The organism is Thalassolituus marinus (assembly GCF_020320395.1).
Taxonomy (GTDB): Bacteria; Pseudomonadota; Gammaproteobacteria; order Pseudomonadales; family Oceanobacteraceae; genus Venatoribacter; species Venatoribacter marinus.
The window spans coordinates 1-23,706 of record NZ_JAEDAH010000057.1; the positions used below are offsets into that span (position 1 = coordinate 1).

20 protein-coding genes are annotated in these 23,706 nt (G+C 53.3%); 12 read left to right on the forward strand and 8 right to left on the reverse strand.

Annotated elements, in window-relative coordinates; genetic code table 11:
- Positions 1–208: 208 nt before the first annotated feature.
- Both I9W95_RS11110 and yaaA read right to left on the reverse strand, forming a co-directional pair.
- Complete coding sequence (locus I9W95_RS11110) at positions 209–802, reverse strand: YajG family lipoprotein (RefSeq protein WP_225674838.1); 594 nt, start codon at positions 800–802, stop codon at positions 209–211.
- On the reverse strand, positions 795–1,583 hold the full coding sequence (yaaA, locus tag I9W95_RS11115) for a peroxide stress protein YaaA (protein WP_225674840.1): 789 nt from the start codon (positions 1,581–1,583) through the stop codon (positions 795–797). Before yaaA ends, I9W95_RS11110 begins: the two co-directional genes overlap by 8 nt.
- Positions 1,584–1,638: 55 nt before the next feature.
- Between yaaA and I9W95_RS11120 the strand changes: the two genes are divergently transcribed.
- From I9W95_RS11120 to I9W95_RS11150, 7 genes are all read left to right on the forward strand, one after another.
- Positions 1,639–2,304 carry an adenosylcobinamide amidohydrolase gene (locus I9W95_RS11120; protein WP_225674842.1) on the forward strand — a complete coding sequence of 222 codons (666 nt, stop codon included), beginning with the start codon at positions 1,639–1,641 and terminating at the stop codon, positions 2,302–2,304.
- 97 nt (positions 2,305–2,401) lie between these two features.
- Positions 2,402–3,709 (forward strand): acyl-CoA dehydrogenase family protein, encoded by a 1,308-nt coding sequence (locus I9W95_RS11125; RefSeq protein WP_225674844.1) that lies wholly within the window; start codon positions 2,402–2,404, stop codon positions 3,707–3,709.
- A 13-nt stretch (positions 3,710–3,722) separates the two neighbouring features.
- Positions 3,723–4,928, forward strand: coding sequence for an acyl-CoA dehydrogenase family protein (locus I9W95_RS11130; protein WP_225674877.1), 1,206 nt, complete (start codon positions 3,723–3,725; stop codon positions 4,926–4,928).
- A gap of 116 nt (positions 4,929–5,044) precedes the next feature.
- Positions 5,045–6,919 carry a long-chain-acyl-CoA synthetase gene (locus tag I9W95_RS11135; protein WP_225674846.1) on the forward strand — a complete coding sequence of 625 codons (1,875 nt, stop codon included), beginning with the start codon at positions 5,045–5,047 and terminating at the stop codon, positions 6,917–6,919.
- A gap of 163 nt (positions 6,920–7,082) precedes the next feature.
- Positions 7,083–7,577 (forward strand): 5-(carboxyamino)imidazole ribonucleotide mutase, encoded by a 495-nt coding sequence (purE, locus tag I9W95_RS11140; protein WP_225674848.1) that lies wholly within the window; start codon positions 7,083–7,085, stop codon positions 7,575–7,577.
- A gap of 33 nt (positions 7,578–7,610) precedes the next feature.
- On the forward strand, positions 7,611–8,687 hold the full coding sequence (locus tag I9W95_RS11145) for a 5-(carboxyamino)imidazole ribonucleotide synthase (protein ID WP_225674850.1): 1,077 nt from the start codon (positions 7,611–7,613) through the stop codon (positions 8,685–8,687).
- Positions 8,688–8,700: 13 nt separating this feature from the next.
- On the forward strand, positions 8,701–9,255 hold the full coding sequence (locus I9W95_RS11150; protein WP_225674852.1) for a DUF2058 domain-containing protein: 555 nt from the start codon (positions 8,701–8,703) through the stop codon (positions 9,253–9,255).
- 547 nt (positions 9,256–9,802) lie between these two features.
- On the opposite strand, the gene I9W95_RS11155 is transcribed toward I9W95_RS11150, so the two are convergent.
- Together I9W95_RS11155 and I9W95_RS11160 are read right to left on the reverse strand one after the other, a co-directional pair.
- Positions 9,803–10,333, reverse strand: a complete 531-nt coding sequence (locus I9W95_RS11155) for a hypothetical protein (RefSeq protein WP_225674854.1) — start codon at positions 10,331–10,333, stop codon at positions 9,803–9,805.
- A complete protein-coding gene (locus I9W95_RS11160; protein WP_225674856.1) occupies positions 10,333–11,670 on the reverse strand; it encodes an APC family permease in 1,338 nt (445 codons plus the stop codon). The genes I9W95_RS11155 and I9W95_RS11160 overlap by 1 nt, the downstream gene beginning before the upstream one ends.
- 149 nt (positions 11,671–11,819) lie before the next feature.
- On the opposite strand from I9W95_RS11160, the gene I9W95_RS11165 reads away from it, so the two are divergent.
- The 5 genes from I9W95_RS11165 (at position 11,820) to I9W95_RS11185 (ending at position 18,254) form a co-directional block, all read left to right on the forward strand.
- Positions 11,820–12,965, forward strand: coding sequence for an efflux RND transporter periplasmic adaptor subunit (locus tag I9W95_RS11165; RefSeq protein ID WP_225674858.1), 1,146 nt, complete (start codon positions 11,820–11,822; stop codon positions 12,963–12,965).
- Entirely contained in the window at positions 12,958–13,659 is a 702-nt protein-coding gene (locus I9W95_RS11170) for an ABC transporter ATP-binding protein (protein ID WP_225674860.1), read from the forward strand. Before I9W95_RS11165 ends, I9W95_RS11170 begins: the two co-directional genes overlap by 8 nt.
- On the forward strand, positions 13,656–14,873 hold the full coding sequence (locus tag I9W95_RS11175; protein ID WP_225674862.1) for an ABC transporter permease: 1,218 nt from the start codon (positions 13,656–13,658) through the stop codon (positions 14,871–14,873). The genes I9W95_RS11170 and I9W95_RS11175 overlap by 4 nt, the downstream gene beginning before the upstream one ends.
- Positions 14,874–14,875: 2 nt before the next feature.
- Positions 14,876–16,072, forward strand: a complete 1,197-nt coding sequence (locus I9W95_RS11180) for an ABC transporter permease (RefSeq protein WP_225674864.1) — start codon at positions 14,876–14,878, stop codon at positions 16,070–16,072.
- 238 nt (positions 16,073–16,310) lie between these two features.
- Complete coding sequence (locus I9W95_RS11185; RefSeq protein ID WP_225674866.1) at positions 16,311–18,254, forward strand: sensor domain-containing diguanylate cyclase; 1,944 nt, start codon at positions 16,311–16,313, stop codon at positions 18,252–18,254.
- A 17-nt stretch (positions 18,255–18,271) separates the two neighbouring features.
- Here I9W95_RS11185 and I9W95_RS11190 read toward each other — a convergent pair whose 3' ends face one another.
- The 4 genes from I9W95_RS11190 to I9W95_RS11205 form a co-directional block, all read right to left on the reverse strand.
- On the reverse strand, positions 18,272–18,784 hold the full coding sequence (locus I9W95_RS11190) for an RNA methyltransferase (protein WP_225674868.1): 513 nt from the start codon (positions 18,782–18,784) through the stop codon (positions 18,272–18,274).
- A 139-nt stretch (positions 18,785–18,923) separates the two neighbouring features.
- Positions 18,924–20,363, reverse strand: a complete 1,440-nt coding sequence (gene hydA / locus I9W95_RS11195) for a dihydropyrimidinase (protein WP_225674870.1) — start codon at positions 20,361–20,363, stop codon at positions 18,924–18,926.
- Positions 20,364–20,417: 54 nt separating this feature from the next.
- On the reverse strand, positions 20,418–21,899 hold the full coding sequence (locus I9W95_RS11200; protein ID WP_225674872.1) for an NCS1 family nucleobase:cation symporter-1: 1,482 nt from the start codon (positions 21,897–21,899) through the stop codon (positions 20,418–20,420).
- 79 nt (positions 21,900–21,978) lie between these two features.
- Positions 21,979–23,214, reverse strand: a complete 1,236-nt coding sequence (locus I9W95_RS11205) for a Zn-dependent hydrolase (RefSeq protein WP_225674875.1) — start codon at positions 23,212–23,214, stop codon at positions 21,979–21,981.
- Positions 23,215–23,706 lie beyond the last annotated feature (492 nt).

The window sequence follows — 23,706 nt, forward strand, 5'->3', positions numbered from 1 at the left end:
GTTTTAGCTCCTGCAAAACCTGCATTTCCGCCATCCATGGCGGTCAGGAGTCACGCCCGTCCGGCGATAGGGGCGGTCCGACGTATCGGAAGGCCCCTCTATGAGGACAAGGGGCCTGGAATATCTCACAAAAGTTCAAATAAAAATTTGTGGGACAGCAGTGCGGCAATCGCCGGCTTTTTTATTTCTTTGAAAAGCTCATACCGATTTACGGTACCTGCACCTGCAATGCCGCCAGCAGCTCCTGATCACTGAACATATGCGCCCACAGCTTATCGAGAACCTCGTTAACCCATTTCTGGTTGTACTCAGCTACAGGCGACGCCGCCAGTGAGCGGGTTTCAAATACCTTATAAGGTTTGGTGAAGGTGTTGCCACCATCAAGTACGGTAACCATCAGATTGATGTTCACCGAACATTCATTGACGATTACGCCTTCATTGCAGGCAAAATCAAACTGCTGGATATCCAGTTGCACGCGCAGCGGTTCAACCGGGCTGTTCTCACCAAAACCCAGGGCCTTCAAAGACCCCTGCATGCGTCGTGTCAGAGTGTCACGTACAGGTTCCGACGATAACAGCGGGGAATTCTCCGGTGCACGACCACCCCGATGACCGAGTACATCCCAGCCCATATCACGCTGATCGACGACCCGCACCAGCGCGTCACGCTGCACAATCGGTGTGCCTGCAGCAACGCTGGCAGAGTCATTCAGGGAAATTGTCTGCGGTGCCAGCACACAGCCCGACAGCGCCGCGACTGCACATGCCAGTACACCCGCCTTTAACATTGCTTTAGGCATTAGGTATATCCTTTTCCGCCCGTTTAAATACCAGAGTACCGGCCGCTGAATCTTCTGCACTGAAGCGATAGCCCGCGACGTCAAACTCATGCAGTTTTGATTCATTATCCAGTCCGTTTTCAATGATCCAGCGAGTCATCAGACCACGCGCTTTTTTCGCGTAAAAACTGATGATTTTGTACTGGCCATTTTTCTCATCCTTGAATACCGGGGTAATCAGTTTACCCGCCAGTTTCTTCGGCTTAACCGCACCGAAGTATTCATTGGATGCCAGATTAACGACAACTTTTTCGCTGTGTTGTTCCAGTGTTTTGTTCAGCGTTTCAGTCAGGGTTTCACCCCAGAACGCATAAAGATCCTTACCGACCGGATTTTTCAGTTTGGTACCCATTTCCAACCGGTATGGCTGAATCAGGTCCAGTGGACGCAGAACACCATACAGGCCACTGAGGATTCTTACATGGTCCTGAGCGAACGCCAGCTCGTCCTCAGACAGCTTATCAGCTTCAAGTCCGGTATAAACATCGCCCTTAAACGCCAGCACTGCAGCCTTGGCATTGTCTGCCGTGAACGGCAGCTGCCAATCCGCAAAGCGCTGCACATTCAGCTCAGACAATGCAGGGCTCAGTTTCATCAGCGCACCCAGTTCATCCGGTGAATACTGCTTGAGAATATCCACCAGCTCAGCAGACTGTTCAGTAAAAGCAGGCTGTGTGGCTTTATTGGTGACTGGTGGCGTGTCAAAATCCAGCGTTTTTGCCGGTGACAGAAGCGTCAGCATGGAATCATCCTGTGTCGTGATATTCAGTTGCCCCCATGATAACGAGTCAGGGCCGATGTCCCAAATCAAGCCGATCTATCATGCTGATTACTTTGCTCTTTCAGCATCCACACCAATGCGAGTCCTCAGCTCTGCGGCTTTAAATGGTGGTCTGACGGAGATGCGCAGTTTTCTCAATATGCGGGTCGACCTGAACGCACCACCGCCCTTTCCTCCCGCAGCCGACACCATCGCGTTAAAAGCCAGTGAACTGCAGCTGGCACAACCGGTATGCGGCATGATGACTGCAGCCTCAATGAAATCTCTGTGCCATGCTCATCTGTACCAGGACACACTTGAGGTGCAATGCTGGGTAACCGCTGGTCTCAGCAACCTGCTGCGTGCCGGAGATCCCAATGTTGCAGCACCGCGCGCCGGAACCATTAACATTCTGCTGTGGATCAACCAGCCTCTGACCGATGCCGCCATGGCAGAAGCCCTTATATTACTGACAGAAGCCAAGGTTACCGCTATCCGCGATCTGCGGCTGGTCAGCCCGGTCAGTGGTCTTCCTGCCAGCGGCACCGGCACCGACAGCCATGCAGTGTTCTGCCCTCCAGGAGCCAGCGAACCCTATTGCGGCAAACATACCAGCGTCGGCGAACTTATCGGAAAAGCGGTGCTGAACGCCTGCCAGCAAAGTCTGAAGCGCTGCATTGAGGCTGCTCAGACTTCCGACTGACCTTAATGACCTCGCTGTCAGTCAACTGTGCCAATGTTCACATTCACCGGCTGTGAAACCCTGTAGCGTCGACACAACTACAACATGGCAACGCAGTATGGGAAATGACATTCAGGGCATCGGCCTGGGACTGGCCCGACGCTTCGCAGGTAGTAAACTTGCAGAGAAATCCGGCCTGCGCCGACCCGCAGAACGCCTCGCGTATCTCTCCACCCGCACCGGTTTCCGCCTCGCCGGCAGCCTGATCAAGCCAAAACAGAAGGCTCCTTCAGATCCCGGTGAGCGCTTGCCAAACAGTCGTGAAAAAAGCCTGTTCGATCTGTCACTGACCGAAGAGCAGATGATGATCCGTGATACCGTGCAATCCTTTGCCGCGGATGTCATGCGCGATCTCGCCCATCAGGCCGACGAACAACACACCACACCGGACGATTTCACCCGTCAGATTCAGGACCTGGGTCTGAGCCTGTTCGCGGTACCGGAAAACCTTGGTGGCGCTGCGCAGGCTTATGCCCCGACCACCAGTGCTCTGATTGCCGAAGATCTTGCCTGGGGCGACTTTTCACTGGCGTTGTCAGCACTGGCTCCGGTAGCGGTTGCCAATGCCATTGTGCGCTGGGGTAGTCGTCAGCAGCAGGAATTCTGGCTGCCACGCTGGCTGGGCGAAGCGCCAGTCAAAGCAGCCATCGCGGTACAGGAATCCAGCCCACTGTTCCGCAGTCATCATCTCGGAACCCGCGCTAAAGCCACACGCAAAGGCTTTATTATCAGTGGTACGAAAACACTGGTCCCACTCAATGGCGAGGCCAGCCTGTACCTGATTGCCGCCAGCCTGAACGACAAGCCAAAACTGTTTCTGGTCGCTGGCGACAGCAAAGGGCTGCACTTTGAATCCCGCCCGGCCATGGGCCTCAAAGCTTGTGGCACCGGCACCCTGACACTGGATCAGGTAGAAGTCGATAGCGCCGCACTACTGGGCGGTGAACACACAGATTTTGACTACCAGTCATTTATCGATCTCGGCCAACTGCACTGGTCAGCCATGGCCATTGGAACCTGCCAGGCCGCACTGGATTACCTGATTCCATACTGCAATGAGCGCAAAGCCTTCGGTGAACCCATCAGCCACCGTCAGTCGGTCGCATTTATCCTCGCCGACATGGCCACCGAAATTGATGCCATGCGTTTGATGGTCTGGCGTGCTGCAGCGCGTGCAGAACAGGGAATGTCGTTCCACCGCGAAGCGATGCTGGCCCATCTTTTGTGCAGCGAAAAAGCGATGAAAATCGGTACCGATGCGGTGCAGTTGCTTGGTGGTCACGGCTTCACCAAAGAACATCCGGCAGAACGCTGGTACCGTGACCTGCGTATTCTCAGCTGCATCACCAGCGGCCTGCACCTGTAAGGAACTGATAATGCTGAATCTTGAAACTCCGAAAAAATTCCGCCCACTGGTCAATCAGGCCCGCCAGGTAGCACAGAGTGTTTTCCGTCCGATCTCGCGTAAATACGATCGCGAAGAACACGCATATCCGGTCGAGCTGGACATGCTGGCAGCAATAATGGACGGCATGAATGATGGCACCATGGGCGAAGGAGCCGGTGCGGGTAAACTGAAAGCGGAAAAGAAAAACGACGAAGGCATCGTAAACAGCACCAATATGTCGACGGTCCTTGGCCTGCAGGAACTGTGCTGGGGTGACGTCGGCCTGTCGCTGACCCTGCCCCGTCAGGGCTTAGGCAACGCCGCAATTGCCGCTGTCGCCAATGAAGAGCAACTGAAACGCTTCGGTAAAAAATGGGCGGCCATGGCCATTACCGAACCGGATTGCGGATCGGACTCTGCAGCCATTCGCACCACGGCCATTAAAGATGGCGATGAATACGTGATCAACGGTGAAAAAATCTTTGTCACCAGTGGCCAGCGTGCTGATGCAGTGGTGGTCTGGGCCTCCCTCGATCGTTCTCTGGGGCGTGCTGCAATCAAGTCATTCGTGGTCGAAAAAGGCACACCGGGCATGGAGCTTGGCAGACTGGAAAAGAAACTGGGCATCAAAGCCTCAGATACCGCCACGATCAGCTTCAACGACTGCCGGGTACCGGCGGAAAACCTGCTTGGTTCGCCAGAGATTAACGTCGAACAGGGGTTTGCCGGTGTCATGCAGACCTTTGACAATACTCGTCCGGTGGTTGCCGCTATGGCCGTCGGTGTAGCCAAAGCCGCGCTGGACCGAACCCACGAGCTGCTGGAAAAACAGGGTATGCACTTCCGCTACCCCACCAATATGGCCCGCACCAGCGAAATTGAAGCACGCCTTTATCGTTACGAAGCCGACTGGGAAGCTGCCCGCTTGCTGACCTTGCGTGCCGCCTGGATGGCCGATAACGGCATGCCGAATTCCAAAGAAGCGTCAATGGCCAAAGCCAAAGCTGGTCGCACAGCCAACGCCATTACGCTTGGCTGTGTCGAGCTGTTAGGTGCCATGGGTTACTGCGAAGATGAGCTACTGGAAAAATGGGCAAGGGATTCGAAAATCCTCGACATTTTTGAGGGCACGCAACAAATCCAGCAACTGATTATTGCCCGCCGTATTCTGGGCAAGACCTCAGCTGAATTACGGTAAATAACTGTAAATATCTGACCTGGTTCACGGATAGGCACAGAGGGTGGCTTTTTTCAGCCATGGCTTTGTGCCATCCTCCGGGACATAACAATAAATAATCACCACAGGCTATCTCTATGAACCGTTCTGCAGCCCCGGCGGAGGGTTTCTCCGTAACCCGGAACAGCACAAAGCCTCTTAAGCCGCGCAAGGTCAATCTGTTCAATGTACTGCGCAGTGCCGTAACCGGACTGCCGGATATCGGTGTCACTCTTAAAGGTGTGACAGCACTGATAACCACCAAACCCGAAAAGAAGAAATCCATCGGCCTGCTGCTGGAACAACACGCGGTGTTACAACCCGAGCACGTCGCGATCCGTTACCAGTCGCAGCAATTGACCTACAAAGAGCTCAACGAACGAGTTAACCGCGTGGCTCACTACCTGATGAGCCAGGGCATCCGTTCCGGCGATACTGTTGGCGTTATGCTGGAAAATCGCCCGGAAACCCTGGTGGCGGTGCTTGCCACTGTCAAGCTGGGTGCCATCGCCAGCATGATCAACACCTCGCAGCGCGGTGAAGTACTGGAGCACAGTATCAAGCTGGTCAGCCCGCAGCTGATGATTATCGGCGAAGAGATGCTCGACAACATTGCCACCGTTGAACATGCCCTGCCGATGGCTCTGAAAGCGCAGCTGTATTTTGTCCGTGACTGCGGTCAGCGCGAATGTCCGGCCCATTATCAGGACCTTGGTCAGGTCGTCAGCAATATGCCGGTGCGCAACCCTACGACCACCCGCGAAGTGCGAATGCATCAGCCTTGTTACTACATTTTCACATCCGGAACGACTGGCCTACCCAAAGCCTCAGTGATGAGCCACTACCGCTGGTTTAAATCCATGGCTGGTATGGGACTGGCCTCGATGAAACTTAAAAAATCGGATGTGCTGTACGTCAGCCTGCCGCTTTACCACAACAACGCCCTCACCGTATCACTCGCAGCGGTTCTCGGTGCAGGCGCCTGCATCGCTATTTCACGCAAATTTTCGGTTTCACGCTTCTGGGATGAGATTCGCGAATACGGTGCTACCGGCTTCTGCTACATCGGTGAATTGTGTCGTTATCTGCTGAACAGCCCGGAAAAGGATTCCGACCGCGACCACAATATCCGCGTGATTGTAGGCAATGGTCTGCGTCCGGATATCTGGATGGAGTTCAAGCAACGGTTTGGCATTCACCATATCAATGAGTTTTACGGCGCCAGTGAATGCAACCTGGTCTTCACCAATGCTCTCAATCTGGATATGACCGCCGGTATCTGCCCGCTGTCCTACAACATCGTGCAATACGATATTGAGAACGATGAGCCCGTGCGTAACAGCAAAGGTTTTATGCAGGAAGTGAAGAAAGGCGGCGCTGGCCTGCTGATTACCGAGGTTAACGATAAGCAGCCGTTTGAAGGTTATACCGACGAGGAAGCCAGCAGCAAAAAGCTGTTTCGTGATGTATTCAAGCAAGGAGACTGCTGGTTTAACACCGGTGATCTGGTGATCAATCAGGGCTTCAAGCACGTCGCCTTCGCCGACCGGTTGGGTGATACCTTCCGCTGGAAAGGTGAAAACGTTGCCACTACTGAAATCGAGTCGATCCTGATGGAGCTGCCGGAATTTGAACACGCCGTGGTGTATGGGGTTGAAGTTCCGCACACAGACGGTCGTGCCGGTATGGCTTCGGTAACCCTGAAAGCCGGAGCCCAGCCAGACTGGGGCATGGTGACCCGCCACCTGCGTGAGAAACTGCCCGCCTATTCAATTCCATTGTTTATTCGACTGCGTGAGCAGGAGGAAGTCACGGGCACCTTCAAGTACCGCAAGGTCGAACTCAAAGACGAGGCGTATCACCTGGCCAAAGTCAGTGAACCCGTCATGGTTCTTAAGCCGCAAAGTACGGCTTATGAAGTTCTGACCAGCGACACAGAACAAGCCATCAACGACGGCCGGATCAGTTTCTGAGCTTTGTCGCGGAAGCCCGAAGTCAGGCTTCCGCACCCTTCACCTGCTTATCCATCTGAGCACATCTGAAAGACTGATTCTCTGCCCACCCTTGTGCTAGAATGCGCCGCTTTCCCGCCTGACCGACAGGCACTGGACTGTATAACGCCAAGAGGATGAGCAGATGACCGTACCGGTTGGAATCATCATGGGCTCCAAGAGTGACTGGCCCACCATGCAACACGCAGCAGATATGCTGGATAAACTGGGTGTCGCTTACGAAGTAAAAGTCGTATCCGCCCACCGCACACCGGACCTGCTGTTCGACTACGCTAAAAGCGCTCAGTCACGCGGTATCAAAGTGATCATCGCCGGCGCTGGTGGTGCAGCTCACCTGCCAGGCATGTGCGCGTCACAAACGTCCCTGCCGGTACTCGGTGTACCAGTAAAATCCCGTGCCCTGAGTGGTCTGGACTCCCTGCTGTCCATCGTCCAGATGCCGGGTGGTGTAGCCGTTGGTACGCTGGCCATTGGAGATGCCGGTGCGAAAAACGCAGGCCTGCTGGCCGCGCAGATTCTGGCCACCAGCAACGATGAGCTGATGAGCCGTATCGATGAATTCCGTGCGACTCAGACAGAAACTGTTCTGTCCGAACCCGATCCACGCACTGCCCTGTAACACTGACAGTTACGAGACGAGAGTAACGAACGCATGAAAATTGGTATTTTAGGTAACGGCCAGCTGGGCCAGATGTTGTCTGACAGTGTAAAGGACCTCACCGATCTGGAAGTGAGCCTGTACGACACCCGCGCCCACACCGATGAAGCACTGGATGCCTTTCTGGCCTCCGTCGACCGTGTTTCTTACGAAACCGAAAATATCGCGGCCAACATTGTTGCCCGCCTGGAAGCCGTAGAAGACAAGGTTTACCCAAGTCTTAAAGCACTGAAAACCTTCCAGAACCGTCTGTTGGAAAAGAATGCACTGCGCGCTGCAGGCATCGCTACCGCAGACTTCTGTGCCGTTAACTCTCTCGACGACGTAAAAGCCGCCGTTGAAACCCTGGGGCTGCCAATCGTACTGAAAACCACCACCGAAGGTTACGATGGTAAAGGTCAGTATGTTCTGCGCAGCCCTGACGATGCCGAGCCTGCCTGGGCAGCCATCGGCAACCGCGAGCTGATCGCAGAAGCCTTTGTTACGTTCGAGCGTGAAACGTCCGTTATCGCCAGCCGTGACGTAAACGGCAACATCGTGGTGTTCCCGATGACCGAGAACATTCACCACGAAGGTATCCTGCGTTACTCGCTGTATCCGGCTGCCAACCTGAGCAGCGAGAAAGCCGCCATTGCTGAGCGCTATATCCGCCAGCTGGCCGATAGCCTGGATTACGTTGGCACCATCACCCTCGAACTGTTCGAAACCGCAGATGGTCTGGTGGGTAACGAAGTGGCACCACGTGTACACAACTCCGGCCACTGGTCGATTGAAGGTGCACAGACCAGTCAGTTCCGTAACCATATGCTGGCTATCTCTGGTCGTGAGCTGGGTGTCACTGACGCTCAGTACCCTGCTGTTGCCATGCTCAATGTCATCGGCGAAGAAGTGCCGGCAGAAAAAGCCGACAACCTCGACACAGCCTTCCGCCACTCATACGGCAAAGAAGCACGCCCGGCACGTAAACTGGGTCACGTCACCGTGGTCGGCCAGTCCGTGGCTGAGCGCGATGCCACCATCGAACAGCTGACCGGCCTGATTCCGGACGGCGTGTGGCCACCTAAGCACTGACAGGCACTGAGTTATGGCAAAGTCTCTTCAGGAACAATTAATGGCCGCTGGCCTGGTCGATAAGAAAAAGGCCAAAAAAGCCGCCAAAGAAATGAAACATCAGGATCACCTGCAGCGTACCGGTCAGGACAACGATCTGGATGCTGCAAAAGCAAAAGCCGAAGCTGCACGTAAGGAAAAAGCCGAACGTGACCGCGAACTGAACCAGAAAAAGGAACAGGAAGCTCAGGTTAAAGCGATCGCTGCACAGGTACGCCAACTGGTTACCACCAACGCCATTAAAAGCGAAAAAGCCGATATCAAATATCAGTTTATTGATGGCAAGAAAGTGAAATCCATCTACGTTGATCAGGCTATCTGGGATCGTCTGAGCCGTGGGCAGCTGGCGATCATCGCACTGGATTTGCCAGGCGAGAAAAAGTACGAAGTGCTGCCATTACAGATTGCAGAAAAAATTCGTCAGCGAAAAGACAATCACTTTATCTACATTGCCGAAAGCACTGCCGACGCGATGGAAGAAGACGATCCATATGCCGCTTACCAGATCCCTGACGATCTGATGTGGTAACACAAGCAGTTAGGAAAAGCTGGCTTGTATTCATCCAGCCAGATATAAAACAGCCCGCTTTATAGCGGGCTTTTTTATGCCGCAAGGGAATTGCTCGTCGACTGGCAGACTCGATATAGTCATCACGTAACGATGATCAATATCGTCTTTATCCACCACCGCATATGCATCATTCACTGGATCCAGACGAATACCTTCGCAAGTCCAAGGCCCTCAGTCACCAGTTTCTGTGTGCAGATCTGAGTGACACATGCTACGCAAAATAATCTCAATCGCCAGATCATTGGCATGCAAAACACGGCGTTCGAAATGGTAAGGCACCATTTCGACATCAGACGAATGTAGCGCGTAACCGACCATTTTCATAGAAACCGCTTCAAGTCACTGAATAACAGACCCAAAGCCTGTGTAAAGCACCTGGCCTGGCATATCCTTGAACTAGAAAACAAAGCCGGAAAAGACATATCGGATACTGGGCACTTCTTACCTGATTCTGCGGCGGTTAGTATCCAGTGTTAATTGCGACCTGAGAAAGAGCTCTAAATCTTTAACAAAACCGGCGATTCTCCTTAAAACGTAACGTGAACAACCATAGAAGCAATGACCATAAGATCATAGCCGCTGCGAAGTAACGTAAAAGTGCGGCATCGTTAGTGTAACCCTTTACCACATCCTCATAGGATTGAATCATGCTATTTTCAACAGCCACCTCAAAACAGCGTGAAGAAAGCGTCGTTTTTTGCTCCAGGGATTTACGATAGAGGTCACACAGCAAAGAAACTGTTTTCCCTTCACTCCGAGAGTCTTCCAACGCTTTATAAACAACTCCCATATTTCCCGATTTAGAGCTATAGAAATAGGTATAAGCGTCCTTATACAGCGAAAAAGAAATACCTGAAGAAGCTTTTCCAGGGGATTCTATTTTCTCCAGTCTGGATACCTGTCCCGTTCTGTTAATCAATTCAAACTTTTCCGGTAAGCCAGTGTTTGGTTGAACGTTTATGTAATAAGCCATATAAACTATCAACACTGTAAATAAGGTCTGAGCCAGTGCTACGCGCCGGTAAAATTTAAACACTATTTCCGAGCCTCATTCGCTTCATATCCCCGTACAGCATTAAACCGTGCAAATACCAGCGCACCGAGTGTTAGCAGCCCATAAAGAACCAGCATAAAAATCAGCTGTTCCGGATTGTCGCGATATTCAAAATTCAGAATCAGAATGCCACCCGCGCCCAGGCCCAGCATAGACAACAGCGTCAGCCACAACGATGACCCGGTCAGATGACGGATGCGGAAATTGGCGTATGCCATTAACAGTGATACCAGCAGAAAAGTTACTGAGCCGAATTCCAGAATAACTTTTAACCCACCAGCCAGAATCAGCAGCATGGCAAACAGCGCCATCATAGCGATGGCCGCAACCGGAATATTGTTAGTGCGACGTTCCAGTATTTTTGGGAAAAAGCCATCACCGGCAATCACCGACACCTGACGTGATGCACCGAATAATGTACCGTTGATTGCACTACTGGTAGCCAGAATAGCACCCAGCACAACGATATCTGAACCTATTGGCCCCAGCACATTGCCGGCACCAGCCGCCAGAGCGTACTCCTGATTGTCGATAATATCCTGCGCCGGGATGGCCAGAATGGCCGCCAGTGCAATCAGTACGTACAAGCCAATCGCCAGAGCAATCGCCGTATAAATAGCGCGCGGAATGTTTTTATCCGGATTATCCATTTCCTTAACGGCGTTAATCACCAGTTGAAACCCTTCGTAAGCAACAAAGGTAACCGCCGCGACGGTCAGAATGTTCATCAGCGAAAAATCTCGACTATCAGCCGCAAACAGCTGTGGCAGATCGGTATTGCGGTGCGCCAGCAATACGGCGGCGATAATCAGCAACAACAGCAATTTGGTGTAGACCATCAGGTCTTCTATTTTACCCATGCCGCGCACGCTCCAGATATTTACTGCAGCGAACAGCGCTATAATGCCGCAGGCAACGGCCTTGCGCAGTGCCTCTGTTTCGCCCCCTTCAAAACCGCTCAGGCTGTAGGAAGAAAAGGTATAGGCGTAGAGCGCAATGGTACTGATGTAGCCAAAAATCACATACCAGCCAATCAGGGCTGCGGCTACCGGAGAAGCGGGAAATGTACGCTTAAAGAAACCGTAGGTTGCCCCCTCGTCGCGATAATACACGCCGAGTTTTACATAGGAATATGCAGCCAGCGCGGCAATCAAACCACCAGCCAGAATCGCGATGGGCGTATAGGGACCAATAAGATCGACCGATATTCCCAGAATGGTGAAAATACCGCCGCCGATCATGCCGCCCAATGCAATTGCAATCAGTTCCGGCAATCCCAGTGCTTTCTGGTCACTACTACCCCACTGTGGCCACTTCATTGACATACTCCTGTCATTCACTGCCGACATTATGCGCCGACCATTCACCTTGCCAAGCGCAACAGACTGTTCGTCTGATCCAGGTCACTGGGCAGCCCGGTCGAAAGTCGATATGGTAAGGCTTCTTCTGACCCTGACAGGATGCAGCGGTGAAAAAACTTCTTATTTCTCTGGTCGTCGTGGTCGCTGTGGTGACCGCCTTTATGCTCCGCCCCGCCAAGCCGGTGGAAGTACGCATGACCACCGTAACCACAGGTCTGATCGAATCGCTGGTCAGCAACACTCGCTCCGGTACGGTTAAAGCCTGCCAGCGCTCGCGTCTGTCACTGGCCCAGGGCGGCCAGGTGAGCAAACTGTATGTCGACCAGGGCGATCAGGTCGAGAGCGGCGCGCTGTTACTTGAACTGTGGAACGACGATCTGAAAGCCGCGCTGGCCCAGGCCGATGCTCAGGTCAGAATGGCCGAACTGAACAAAGCCTCAGCCTGTCGCCAGGCCGAAGCCGATCAGCGTGAAGCCCGGCGCCAGCGAGAACTGCACAATCGCAACCTGGCCTCAGCCGAGCAACTCGATCGCGCTGAAACCAGCGCCGAAATTACCCGCCTGAGCTGCCAGCAGAACGAAGCACAGGTGATGCAGGCCAAAGCCAACGTCGCGGTACAGAAAGCGCGTCTGGCGCAAACTCAGTTAACCGCCCCGTTCGCCGGGATCGTTGCCGAAGTGAATGGCGAGGTTGGTGAATACGCCACGCCGTCACCACCGGGCGTGGCCACACCGCCAGCCATTGATTTAATCGCCGATGGTTGCCTGTATGTACGTGCGCCGATTGATGAAGTCGATGCTGCCGCCATCCGCACCGGTATGCCTGCCCGGGTTTCCCTCGATGCTTTCCGCGATCAGTCCTTTAACGGCATCGTGACCCGTATCGCACCTTACGTTCAGGACAGTGAAAAACAGGCTCGTACTGTCGATGTCGACGTCCGCCTGCAGGACATGCCTGACGATGTGCACTTACTGGTGGGGTACAGCGCCGACATCGAAGTCATTATTGAATCCGCCGATAACAAACTGCGCGTACCCAGCGAAGCCTTGCTGGAAGGTAATAAAGTGCTGACTCTGTCAGATGACGGCCAGACCCTGAAAAAGCAGACACTGGAGCTGGGATTAAGCAACTGGACCTGGAGTGAAGTGCGCAGTGGCCTGTCTGATGGCCAGCAGGTATTAACCTCGCTGGAAAATCCGGCCGCGGTGGATGGCGCACGGGTAAAAGTCATAAAGGGTGCTGAGCATGAGTGATGCACTGATCCGGGTAAACGGTGTTAATAAAACCTTTTTACTCGGTAATGAGCCGGTGCACGCACTGAACAATATTCAGCTGCAGATTCAGTCGGGCGAATATCTTTCCGTCATGGGGCCATCCGGCTCGGGGAAGTCCACCCTGCTGAATATGCTCGGCCTGCTTGATGTGCCGGATAACGGCGAATACTGGTTAGCGGGTGCCGATACGGTCCCCATGGATGAAGAACAGCGTGCCCTCTACCGGCGGCAGCAGATTGGTTTCGTCTTTCAGTCCTACCACCTGATTCCACGCCTGAGCGCGGCCGAGAACATTGAACTGCCGCTGATTCTGGCTGGTATCGCGCCTGCGGAACGTAAAAAACGGCTGCAGCCCATCATTGAAAAACTGGGGCTGGATTCACGTGCTGGTCACCTGCCAAATCAGCTGTCCGGCGGTCAGCGTCAGCGTGTGGCGATTGGCCGCGCCATTATCATGAAACCACACCTGCTGCTGGCCGATGAACCCACTGGCAACCTCGACAGCAGCTCGGGGGCTGAAGTCGTTGCACTGCTTGAAGAGCTGAATAACGAGGGGATCACTCTGGTGGTGGTTACCCATGATGCCGACCTCGGACAGCGTGCTAAACGCCGCATTCGCATGGTCGACGGTGTCATAGTGCAGGACGAAAAGAACGCGGGAGCCAATGCGTGATTCGCACTGACGACCAGCTGCGTTTCGCCCTGCGCGCCATGCTGCGACAGCGCTTCCGTACCATCATGCAATTAATCGCCATGTCTATTGGCGTACTCGCCGTGGTGCTGTTGACCGGATTGGGCGAAGGTGGCCGTCAGTACGTATTGGGAGAGTTTTCGTCGCTGGGCAAAGACGTACTGATTATGTTGCCGGGGCGTAAGGAAACCAGCGGTGGTATGCCACCGTTAAGCGGTGAAGGCACACGCGACATTACCTTGCAGGATGCCCAGAGTCTGCTGCGTTTACCGGAAGTGGAGCGCGTTGCTCCCCTGATTGTCGGCAACTCTGAAATCTCCCGCGGCTCACTCAGCCGCGAATCTCTGGTACTGGGTACTAATCAGGCGTTCTTCGATATCCGCCAGATGAAACTGGCGCGCGGACAAGCCCTGCCGCTGCTGCCGCTTGATCAACCCAGCCCGGTATGTGTGATTGGCGACACCCTACGTAAAGAACTATTCGCTGCAGAATCGCCGCTTGGCCAGTGGCTGGGGGTTGACGCCTATCGCTGTCGGGTCATCGGCGTACTGGAGGATACCGGCACCGGCCTTGGCATGAATATGAGCGACGCCCTGATCCTGCCGGTGGCCAGTGCTATGCAGATATTTAATACCCAGGGCATGTTCCGGGTAATGATTGACGTACGCGCTGCCCAGGGCGTCGCCCGCATTACCAACGATATTGAACAACTGATGACGGAGCGCCGCAATGGTCTGCTGGACGTGACCATCGTTACTCCCGACTCCATTATGCGAGCCTTTGATAATGTGCTGTCGATCATGACCTTCGCTATCGCCGGCATCGGTGCTATCAGTCTGTTTGTCGCCGGCGTGCTGATCATGAACATGACGCTGATTACGGTTTCCCAGCGCACCGCCGAGATCGGGCTGCTCAAGGCGTTAGGCGCCGCCAGCCACGAAGTGCGCAGCTTGTTTATTCTAGAGGCGGTAATGATGTCGCTGCTCGGTGGTGGCCTCGGGCTGTCACTGGCACAACTGTGCTTATGGGGCGCGCGACTGCGCTTCCCGGATATTCCGTTTGCCGCACCGCTCTGGGCCAGCGCAGCCGCTCTTGGCATCGCGATGCTCTGCGGGCTGCTGTTTTCCTGGATTCCGGCCAATCGGGCAGCCTCGCAGGCGCCGGTACTGGCACTGCAACATCAGAACGGGAAATAGCCATGTTACTGCCTGACTGGAACCATCTGATATTTACCTCGCTGCGCTACAACCCGCTGAAGAGCCTGCTGACAGCGCTGGGCATTGCCATAGGAATCGCCGCGGTCACCCTGCTCACCTCACTCGGCGAAGGTGTGCGTTCCTATGTCATGGACAACTTCTCCCAGTTCGGTACCCGCATTATCGCCATCGGTCCCGGCAAAAATAACACCAGCGGCATGGGGGGAATCCTGAGTTCCGTACGCCTGTTAACGCTGGATGACTACCAGTCACTGAAAACCCTGCCTTATGCCGATCATGTGGTAGCTAACGTCCAGGGCACAGGTCCGGTGCGCTTTGGCGAGCGCATCCGCAATACCGACATATACGGCACCACCGCCAGCATGGTGGAAGCCTGGGATTTTCCATTGGCCAGCGGCCGCTTTCTGCCCAACAGCCCGGGCAATAACTCACCGGCGTTTGCCGTGCTGGGCAGCAAGGTGTGGCAGGAATTGTTTGAGGGGCGGAATGCGCTGGGACAGTTTATCCGCGTAGGCGGCCAGCGTTTTCGCGTTATCGGCGTGATGCAGCCGAAAGGCTCTATGCTCGGCTTTGATCTGGACGATATGGTTTACATTCCCGCTGACCGTGCCCTAAGCCTGTTTAACCGCGAAGGGCTGATGGAAATTGACGTGGTGTTCTCCCCTGCCACCAGCTCTGAACAGATGAGCGAGCGTATTCGCCAGCGCCTGATTGATCGCCACGGGCAGGAAGACTTCACCATCGTTACCCAGGATGAAATGCTGTCCAGCCTGAACAGTATTCTGTCGGTGCTGACTCTGGGGGTCGCCGCATTGGGCTCTATTTCCCTGCTGGTTGGCGGCGTGGGCATCTTTACCATCATGACCACCAACATACGTGAACGCACACCGGAAATCGGCCTGCTGCGTGCCATCGGCACATCCCGCCGCCAGCTACTCAGCCTGTTCCTCGGTGAGGCCGTCTTCCTTGCCATTCTCGGTGCCCTCGGCGGTATGCTGACGGCACTGTTGCTGCTTGGTATTACCGCCATGGTAATACCGGACTTCCCGGTCCAGCCCAGCCCTTTCTACCTTGTCGCTTCGTTACTGTTCTCTGCCTTTATCGGTCTTATCGCCGGTATAGGACCCGCATGGAAAGCCTCCAACCTGAGTCCGATTGAAGCCCTGCGCGACGAGTAATCGCCCGCTGCCATTGACCTGTCTTTCCTGTATTTCCACCTTTTTCGGGAAGCAGCATCCTGCATCGCATGGCAGATAGCGAGGCGACACATACGGCCGCTGCGCTTGTCGTTTCTCCTACTATACTGGCTTAAACGACCTGTTTTCGGCCCCGGCTGAATTCGCGCGCAACTGACTGAGCGTGTTACGGATGATTGAGCGAAGTAAACACAGGAAGAGCGCCGCAAAGCATTTCCCCATGCATTTGCGCCTTTATCAGGTAACCACCCTGCTGGTTGCCACGGCAGCGATCATGTTCGCCACCGGCCTGTTTGTGGCCGGAATGATGAACAACGTACGATCATACGTGCGTGGTGAGAACCTGTGGGCCAAAGCCCAGAAAGAATCCGTCCTTGCGCTCTATAAATACGCCTACACCGGTGAGCCCTCTTATCTTCATGCTTCGCGTGAGTTTCTCAGTGTTAACCTCGGCGATCAGAAAGCTCGCCAGGCCCTGCAGGCTGTACCTCCGGACACTGTAGCCGCCAGCGAGGGGTTCCTGCAGGGAGAAAACCATCCCGACGACATTCCCGGAATGATCTCCTTATTCATCAACTATCAGAATATTTCCTATCTGAAGTCGGCAATCCGGATCTGGTCAGAGGCCGACCTGTTGATTGCTGATCTGCGACTGCTCGCCGATCAGCTCGAACAGGCAGTCAACAATAATCACCCTGACGTTGTTGCCGTTCTGGTGACGCAGTTGGACCGACTGAACCACGAACTGAAAGAAAAAGAATTTGCCTTCTCTTCGACACTGGGTGAGGCCTCGCGCTGGATCAAATCCACTCTGATTGTTGTGTACTCAGTGCTTTTCATTCTGCTGTTAATTGTGTCGGTGCTCATTGCCCGTAATATCGCCCGTCAGCTGCGTGCGACAGAAGAAAAACTGCGCATCAGTGATCATCGTTTTACCAGCCTCGCACGTTCAGATCTGGTCGGTATTTTTGAGTTTGAACTGGGTGGAAAAATTATCGAAGCCAACCGGAAGTTCCTGAGCATGCTCGGTCTGCACAAAGATGATCTGGACGGTCAACCACTTAACTGGCAGACGCTGACAGTGGCTGAAGACCGGGACCTGGATCAGAAAGCGGCGCAGGCATTACGCGCACAGGGTGCTTGCGCCCCCTACGACAAACAACTCTGGCATGTCGATGGTCATAAGGTACCGGTATATGTCGGTGCCGTTTTACTCAATGAGCAGCAGGAAACCGGGCTGGCATTTGTTATTGATCAGACCGAAAAATATCAGATGGAGCAGGAGCTGAGGCTATCAGCCATTGTGATGAGCCACAGTCAGGATGCCATTGTTATCCTCGACGAACAGCAGAAAGTCATGTCCGCCAATCAGGCATTCTGTGAGCTGGCGGTTTGTGATATTGAAAAAATCATTGGTCGTAAGTTCGATATCATTAACGACACCATGGATGAAGAAGAACGATTAGCCATTCGCGACGCATTAGAAAGTAAGGAAAACTGGGAAGGTGATATCGATTTTAAAAACACCGTAAATGAGCTTATTCCGGTAAGACTGTCGATCAGTATCATTCAGGATGAGCAGCACGATTATGGCCAGTACGTTTATATGCTCAGTGACATTAAAGCGCGTAAAGAAGCTGAAGAACGTCTGCAGTATCTGGCCAGCTTCGACACGCTGACCGGCATAGCCAATCGCATCACGTTCCAGTCCCGACTCAATCGCGCCATTAGTCGAGCCAAACGACACAATAAGGAATGCTCGATTCTGTTCATCGATCTGAATAAATTTAAGCCGGTGAATGATCACTATGGCCATGAGGTCGGTGATGAACTTCTGAAACAGGTGGCCGAGCGTCTGAAAGCACTGGTTCGTTCTGTCGATACTGCAGCCCGTATTGGCGGCGATGAATTCGTGGTTATTCTCGAAGATATTGAAGACCGCGCCATTATTCACACCGTGGTGAAACGCATTATTGAGGCGGTTGCGGAACCCTATGAGGTGAAGGCGCTGGAGATAAACATCAGCTGCAGCGTTGGTATCAGCGTATATCCGCACGATGGCAGCAATGATGTCGAACTGACCCGCTCGGCCGACATCGCCATGTACGCTGCAAAGAGTATGGGCGAAAGCCAGTACTATTTCTTTAACCGTCGCCTTGGCTGATGCGAATCACACACTGGCTATGATTTACGCACCTTCAGACGATTATTATTGTCGCGACTGGCACGAATAAGATCATCCCCCTGCCCTGCCGGACCACCCAGTTTAACGTGGCGGTCATACAACAGAATATTGGCAGTGGCAGCCAGATTCAGACAACCCACCGTCGGCACATATACCACCGCATCTGCGGCATTTACCAGACTCTGTGGCAGACTGCCATCCTCAGGCCCGAAGACGTATAACGCCTGCTGTGGGTGTTCGAACTCCGGCAAGGGGGTCGCACCCTCCACCAGCTCCACACACACCAGCCTGGTGCCAGCAGGCAGCTGACTGTGTGCTTCAAGTAAATCATCAACGTGGGTAGCAGGAACCGTCTCCTGCACATTCCGGGTATCGGTGCAGTAGCGCAGCGCTGTGCGGTAACGATTACCGGTATAGAGAAGTCCGTCGGCCTGAAAACAGCCGATAGCCCGCAGAACAGAACCAACGTTGGTCATGTCTTTCGGGTTGATAATGCCAATATGAACCATAGTCGCGCAGGTAAATCCGTGGAGCGCGCCAGTGTAGCACGTCAGCCTGCCGATGGGCGGAAGGAAAAAAGCCCCCTACCACCCGCTGCAAGCGCAGTGGCAGTGCAAGGTAGAGGGAGGAAAAGTGCGGGAAGGAAAATCAGCGCGCTACTGCCACGGGTTCACTCAGCGCATTTTTACGTTGAATAGCATCGTAGTACTGCCCATATGCAGGTCGATCGAAGCACTGGCCATCACCGGCCTGACCAATTACCTGCCCATCGCGGTACACCACTTTACCGTTCACTAATGTGCACACAGGCAGACCCGTGACTTCCATACCTTCAAAGATATTGAAATCCACCCGCGAACGATGGGTTCTGACCGACAGGGTTTTCTTAGCCTCAGGGTCCCAGATCACCAGATCGGCATCTGAACCTACCATCACAGCCCCTTTTTGCGGATAGACATTAAATACCTGTGCCGCATTGGTGGAGGTAATGGCAACAAACTCATTGGCGGTAATGCGTCCGCTGTTCACGCCTTTTTGCCACAGTACCGGCATGCGTTCTTCGACACCGGCGGTGCCATTAGGGATGCGGGTAAAATCGTCTTTGCCCATAGCTTTTTGTTCAGCGCAGAAGGCGCAGTGGTCGGTGGCGGTAGTCTGCAACGTACCCGCCTGCAGACCGTTCCACAGCGCTTCCTGATGCCCCTTCGAGCGGAAAGGAGGGCTCATAACGTGGGCGGCGGCGACATCCCAGTCTTTATCCTGGTAAACACTGTCATCCAGCACCAGATGGCCGGCCAGACACTCGCCATATACCCGCTGGCCGCGATTCTGCGCGTAGCGAATGGCATCTACGGTTTCGGAGGCAGACACATGCACCACGTATATGGGCGCTCCCAGAGTATTGGCAATGGTAATCGCACGGTTCGCCGCTTCGCTCTCGACTACCGGAGGGCGCGACAGCGGATGCGCTTCCGGACCGGTAATGCCCTTGTCCAGCAATTGTTGCTGCAGGTGGTAAACCAGCTCACCGTTTTCTGCATGCACAGTTGGCATAGCGCCCAGTTCCAGGCAACGGTTAAAGCTGGCCACCAGAATTTCGTCAGTACACATAATGGCGTTTTTATACGCCATAAAGTGTTTAAAGCTGTTTACGCCATGGTCATTAACCAGCGTTCCCATGTCACGTTTAACCGATTCATCCCACCAGGTAATGGCCACATGGAAGCTGTAGTTGGCGATGGATTTTTCCGCCCATTCGCGCCATTGCTGATACGCCTCCATCAGTGGCTGTTGTGGTGCAGGAATCACAAAATCAATAATCGATGTAGTACCTCCGGCAACTGCAGCAGCGGTTCCTGACTCAAAATCATCAATCGCCACGGTACCCATAAAAGGTAATTGCATATGGGTATGCGGGTCGATACCGCCCGGCATAATGTACTGACCACTGGCATCGATAATCTCGGCATCAGCCGGCACATCCAGTTGCTCACCTATGGCTGCAATTTTTCCGTTTTCGCAGTAAACATCGGCGCGGAACGTCAACTCATGGGTGATAACGGTCCCGCCCTTAATCAGAATGGACATAGACTTTCTCCGAAGGTAAAAATCGGGGGCGTTACAGCTGCCCCCTTAAAAGCATTACTGAGCAGCGGCCGGAATCACTTCCGCCTGCATTGCCTGCGCAGCAAAGTAGTAGATAACAGCACCGGAAATCGCACCGGTGAACCAGCCGTAGCTGTAGAACCAGCTCATAAAGCCCGTGGTAATTGCAATAACCGTCAGAGCCACCGGCACACCAAAGGCAATGAAACCGGCCCAGTTAATCAGCGGATATTCGCCACCGTCTTTGTACAGTGACACCAGATCCAGTTTCTGACCCTTAACCAGGAAGTAATCGACGATCATAATGCCGGCAATAGGTCCCAGCAGGCTGGAATAGCCCAGCAGCCAGTTGGAGTACATGCCTTCAACGCTGAAGTCAGATTCCAGCAGACCTGCTTTTTTCAGCAACTCCCAGCCCATCAGCAACACACCAATAACGCCGGTGAGCAGAACACCACGGGTGTTATTAATATACTTTGGCGCAATGTTCTGGAAATCGTTGGTCGGTGAAACCACATTGGCGGCGGTGTTGGTGGAAATGGTGGCGATAATAATCAGCACCATGGAAATGAATACCCAGAACGGGCTGTCGATTTTACCGATCAGGCTAACCGGATCAGACACCATTTCACCGACCAGTGCTGGTGATGCAGCCGTCATAATGACGCCCAGTGCAGCGAACAGGAACATAGTCAGCGGCAGACCCACAATCTGACCGATCACCTGGTCTTTCTGTGATTTAGCATAGCGACTGAAATCAGGAATATTCAGTGACAGGGTTGCCCAGAAGCCCACCATTGCAGTCAGACCACCAAAGAAATAACCCCAGAAACCAGCGTCCTCCGGACGATTAGCCGGCACAGCCAGAACCTCCGTCACCGATACCTTACCGCTCGCCCAGAACAGCAGACCCAGACCTACCGCCAGCAGCAGTGGTGCCGACAGGGTTTCCAGCCATTTTATGGATTCTGAACCTTTAATCACCACGGCAATGTTCAGCGCCCAGAACACAAAGAAACCAATCACTTCACCAACACCACCCAGTGCCGCCCAGCTGTCTGAAACCGCCGACAACATCAGGTGAATCGCCAGACCACCAAACATGGTCTGAATACCAAACCAGCCACAAGCGACCACGCCACGGATCAGGCAGGGAATATTGGAACCAACGATACCGAATGATGAACGCAATAACACCGGAAACGGAATACCGTATTTGGTGCCGGGAAAGGCGTTCAGCGTCAGCGGTAACAGGACAACAATATTGGCCAGCAGAATGGTAATCAGTGCTTCGGTAACCGACAGTCCGAAATAGGCCGTCAATACCCCACCCAGCGTATAGGTTGGCACACAGATCGCCATCCCCACCCACAATGCAGCAATATTTAACTTATTCCAGGTACGTTCTTTTACCTTGGTAGGCGCCAGATCGTCGTTGTAATAAGTTGAGGATTCCAGATCAGATCCGGTTTCCAGCTCATAGAACTCTCCGACCTCGATGGGTTTGCTCGTAGTCATAACCTGCCTCTCTTCATATTTTTAATTGTGCTGAATTCACAGCGGATAATGAAACTCTGGCTGCCTGACGGCTTCCACACTACTGTGCGGCGATACGCTCGCTGGCACTTAACATAGCGTGTAATAAAACATTGGTTCCGGCCTCACACTGTTCGGCACTGGTGCGTTCAGCCGGGTTATGACTGATACCCTTTTCGCACGGCGTAAAAATCATACCGGCGGGCATAATATCGGACATATAACAGGCGTCATGTCCGGCACCGGCATAGATATCCATATGCGAATAACCCAGCTCTTTCGCAGCTTTTTCTACATCCGCGGATAAGCGAAATTCCACCGGCGAAAAATACCAGTAATTATCGACGCTGATTTCCAGATCACGCTCGGCTGCCAGTGCGCTGCAGAATGCCTCCAGCTCATCATTCATAGTTGCCAGCACCGCCGCGTCCGGGTTGCGCAGATCAACACCAAAGTTAATGCTGCCCGGAATCACATTGCGCGAATTCGGATAAACCTGCATAAAGCCGACAGTACCCAGACCATTGGCATGCCGATGGGCAATTTTTTCCACTTCGGCGGTGATTAATGCGGCGGCGACCATACTGTCTTTGCGCAAGTGCATCGGCGTGGTACCGGAATGCTGTGCCCTACCTTTAATCACCACGTTGTACCAGCGAATACCCTGCCCCAGACGAACCACACCAATGGTTTTATCTTCATCTTCGAGAATCGGACCCTGCTCGATGTGCGCTTCAAAAAATGCGCCCATATTGCGACTGCCCGGCTCCTCTTCGCCGATATAACCGATACGCTGCAGTTCATCACCGAGGCGAATACCGTTGACGTCGGTTTTATTCAGTTCTTCCTCTAGGTCGAAGCGACCAACGTACACACCTGAGCCCTGCATAGCGGGCTGAAAACGTGAGCCTTCTTCGTTAGTCCACACCGATACTTCCACCGGCGTTGGCGTTTCTATGTTGTTTTCATGCAGTGTACGAAGTACTTCAACACCAGCCAGCACACCAAATACGCCATCGAATTTACCGCCGGTAGGCTGAGTATCCAGATGACTGCCGGTACACACCGCTGGCAGATCATTATTCTTTCCCGGACGACGGGCAAACATATTGCCGAACTTATCAAAGGTGACCGTGGCTCCTGCCGCTTCACACCAGGCAGTAAACAAATCACGTGCCTGCTTGTCGAGGTCGGTACCGACCAAACGGGCACAACCACCGCCTTCGGTTCCACCAATGTCGCCCATTTCCATCAGACTATCCCAAAGGCGTTGTTTGTTTATACGCAGGTTTTTCATACCGACCTCTGATTACCATGCTGATCAAGACCAGCTATCAAACAAATTTATTTACCATTTGGTAAAACTTAATATCAAAAAAAATCGCGAAATACGCGAGAACCTGACTAACTAATCAAGGTTTGTGCCAACCCTTCAGAAGACATACCACCATTAAAGGAAAACTGCCTGGAAAGCCCATTTATACTGGCCTTTCAGGGCTATAAAAAAACAATCGTCCGCATTGTCATCACTGCTTTTTGCCGATCTTCAAAACGGTTTTTAAGCTCGGTTCAGATGGAGCACATTTACAGTGCAATCTGCGACTGAAATGAAATATAAATGTGCAGACCAAGACGGGCTGACTAGCCACGAAATGCGCACAGTCCGTTAAGAAAAAAAGCAAAAAAAAAGCGGCCAATGGCCACAGCTGTCCCACAAATTTTTATTTGAACTTTTGTGAAATATTCATAGCCCCTTGTCCTCATAGAGGGGCCTTCCGAAACGTCGGAC

What these genes read in the sequence shown, in the direction of transcription:
- I9W95_RS11110 (WP_225674838.1), bottom strand. Translation starts at nt 802, where the DNA reads ATGCCTAAAGCAATGTTAAAGGCGGGTGTACTGGCATGTGCAGTCGCG.
- yaaA (WP_225674840.1), bottom strand. Translation starts at nt 1,583, where the DNA reads ATGCTGACGCTTCTGTCACCGGCAAAAACGCTGGATTTTGACACGCCA.
- I9W95_RS11120 (WP_225674842.1), top strand. Translation starts at nt 1,639, where the DNA reads ATGTCCCAAATCAAGCCGATCTATCATGCTGATTACTTTGCTCTTTCA.
- I9W95_RS11125 (WP_225674844.1), top strand. Translation starts at nt 2,402, where the DNA reads ATGGGAAATGACATTCAGGGCATCGGCCTGGGACTGGCCCGACGCTTC.
- I9W95_RS11135 (WP_225674846.1), top strand. Translation starts at nt 5,045, where the DNA reads ATGAACCGTTCTGCAGCCCCGGCGGAGGGTTTCTCCGTAACCCGGAAC.
- purE (WP_225674848.1), top strand. Translation starts at nt 7,083, where the DNA reads ATGACCGTACCGGTTGGAATCATCATGGGCTCCAAGAGTGACTGGCCC.
- I9W95_RS11145 (WP_225674850.1), top strand. Translation starts at nt 7,611, where the DNA reads ATGAAAATTGGTATTTTAGGTAACGGCCAGCTGGGCCAGATGTTGTCT.
- I9W95_RS11150 (WP_225674852.1), top strand. Translation starts at nt 8,701, where the DNA reads ATGGCAAAGTCTCTTCAGGAACAATTAATGGCCGCTGGCCTGGTCGAT.
- I9W95_RS11160 (WP_225674856.1), bottom strand. Translation starts at nt 11,670, where the DNA reads ATGAAGTGGCCACAGTGGGGTAGTAGTGACCAGAAAGCACTGGGATTG.
- I9W95_RS11170 (WP_225674860.1), top strand. Translation starts at nt 12,958, where the DNA reads ATGAGTGATGCACTGATCCGGGTAAACGGTGTTAATAAAACCTTTTTA.
- I9W95_RS11180 (WP_225674864.1), top strand. Translation starts at nt 14,876, where the DNA reads ATGTTACTGCCTGACTGGAACCATCTGATATTTACCTCGCTGCGCTAC.
- I9W95_RS11185 (WP_225674866.1), top strand. Translation starts at nt 16,311, where the DNA reads ATGCATTTGCGCCTTTATCAGGTAACCACCCTGCTGGTTGCCACGGCA.
- I9W95_RS11190 (WP_225674868.1), bottom strand. Translation starts at nt 18,784, where the DNA reads ATGGTTCATATTGGCATTATCAACCCGAAAGACATGACCAACGTTGGT.
- hydA (WP_225674870.1), bottom strand. Translation starts at nt 20,363, where the DNA reads ATGTCCATTCTGATTAAGGGCGGGACCGTTATCACCCATGAGTTGACG.
- I9W95_RS11200 (WP_225674872.1), bottom strand. Translation starts at nt 21,899, where the DNA reads ATGACTACGAGCAAACCCATCGAGGTCGGAGAGTTCTATGAGCTGGAA.
- I9W95_RS11205 (WP_225674875.1), bottom strand. Translation starts at nt 23,214, where the DNA reads ATGAAAAACCTGCGTATAAACAAACAACGCCTTTGGGATAGTCTGATG.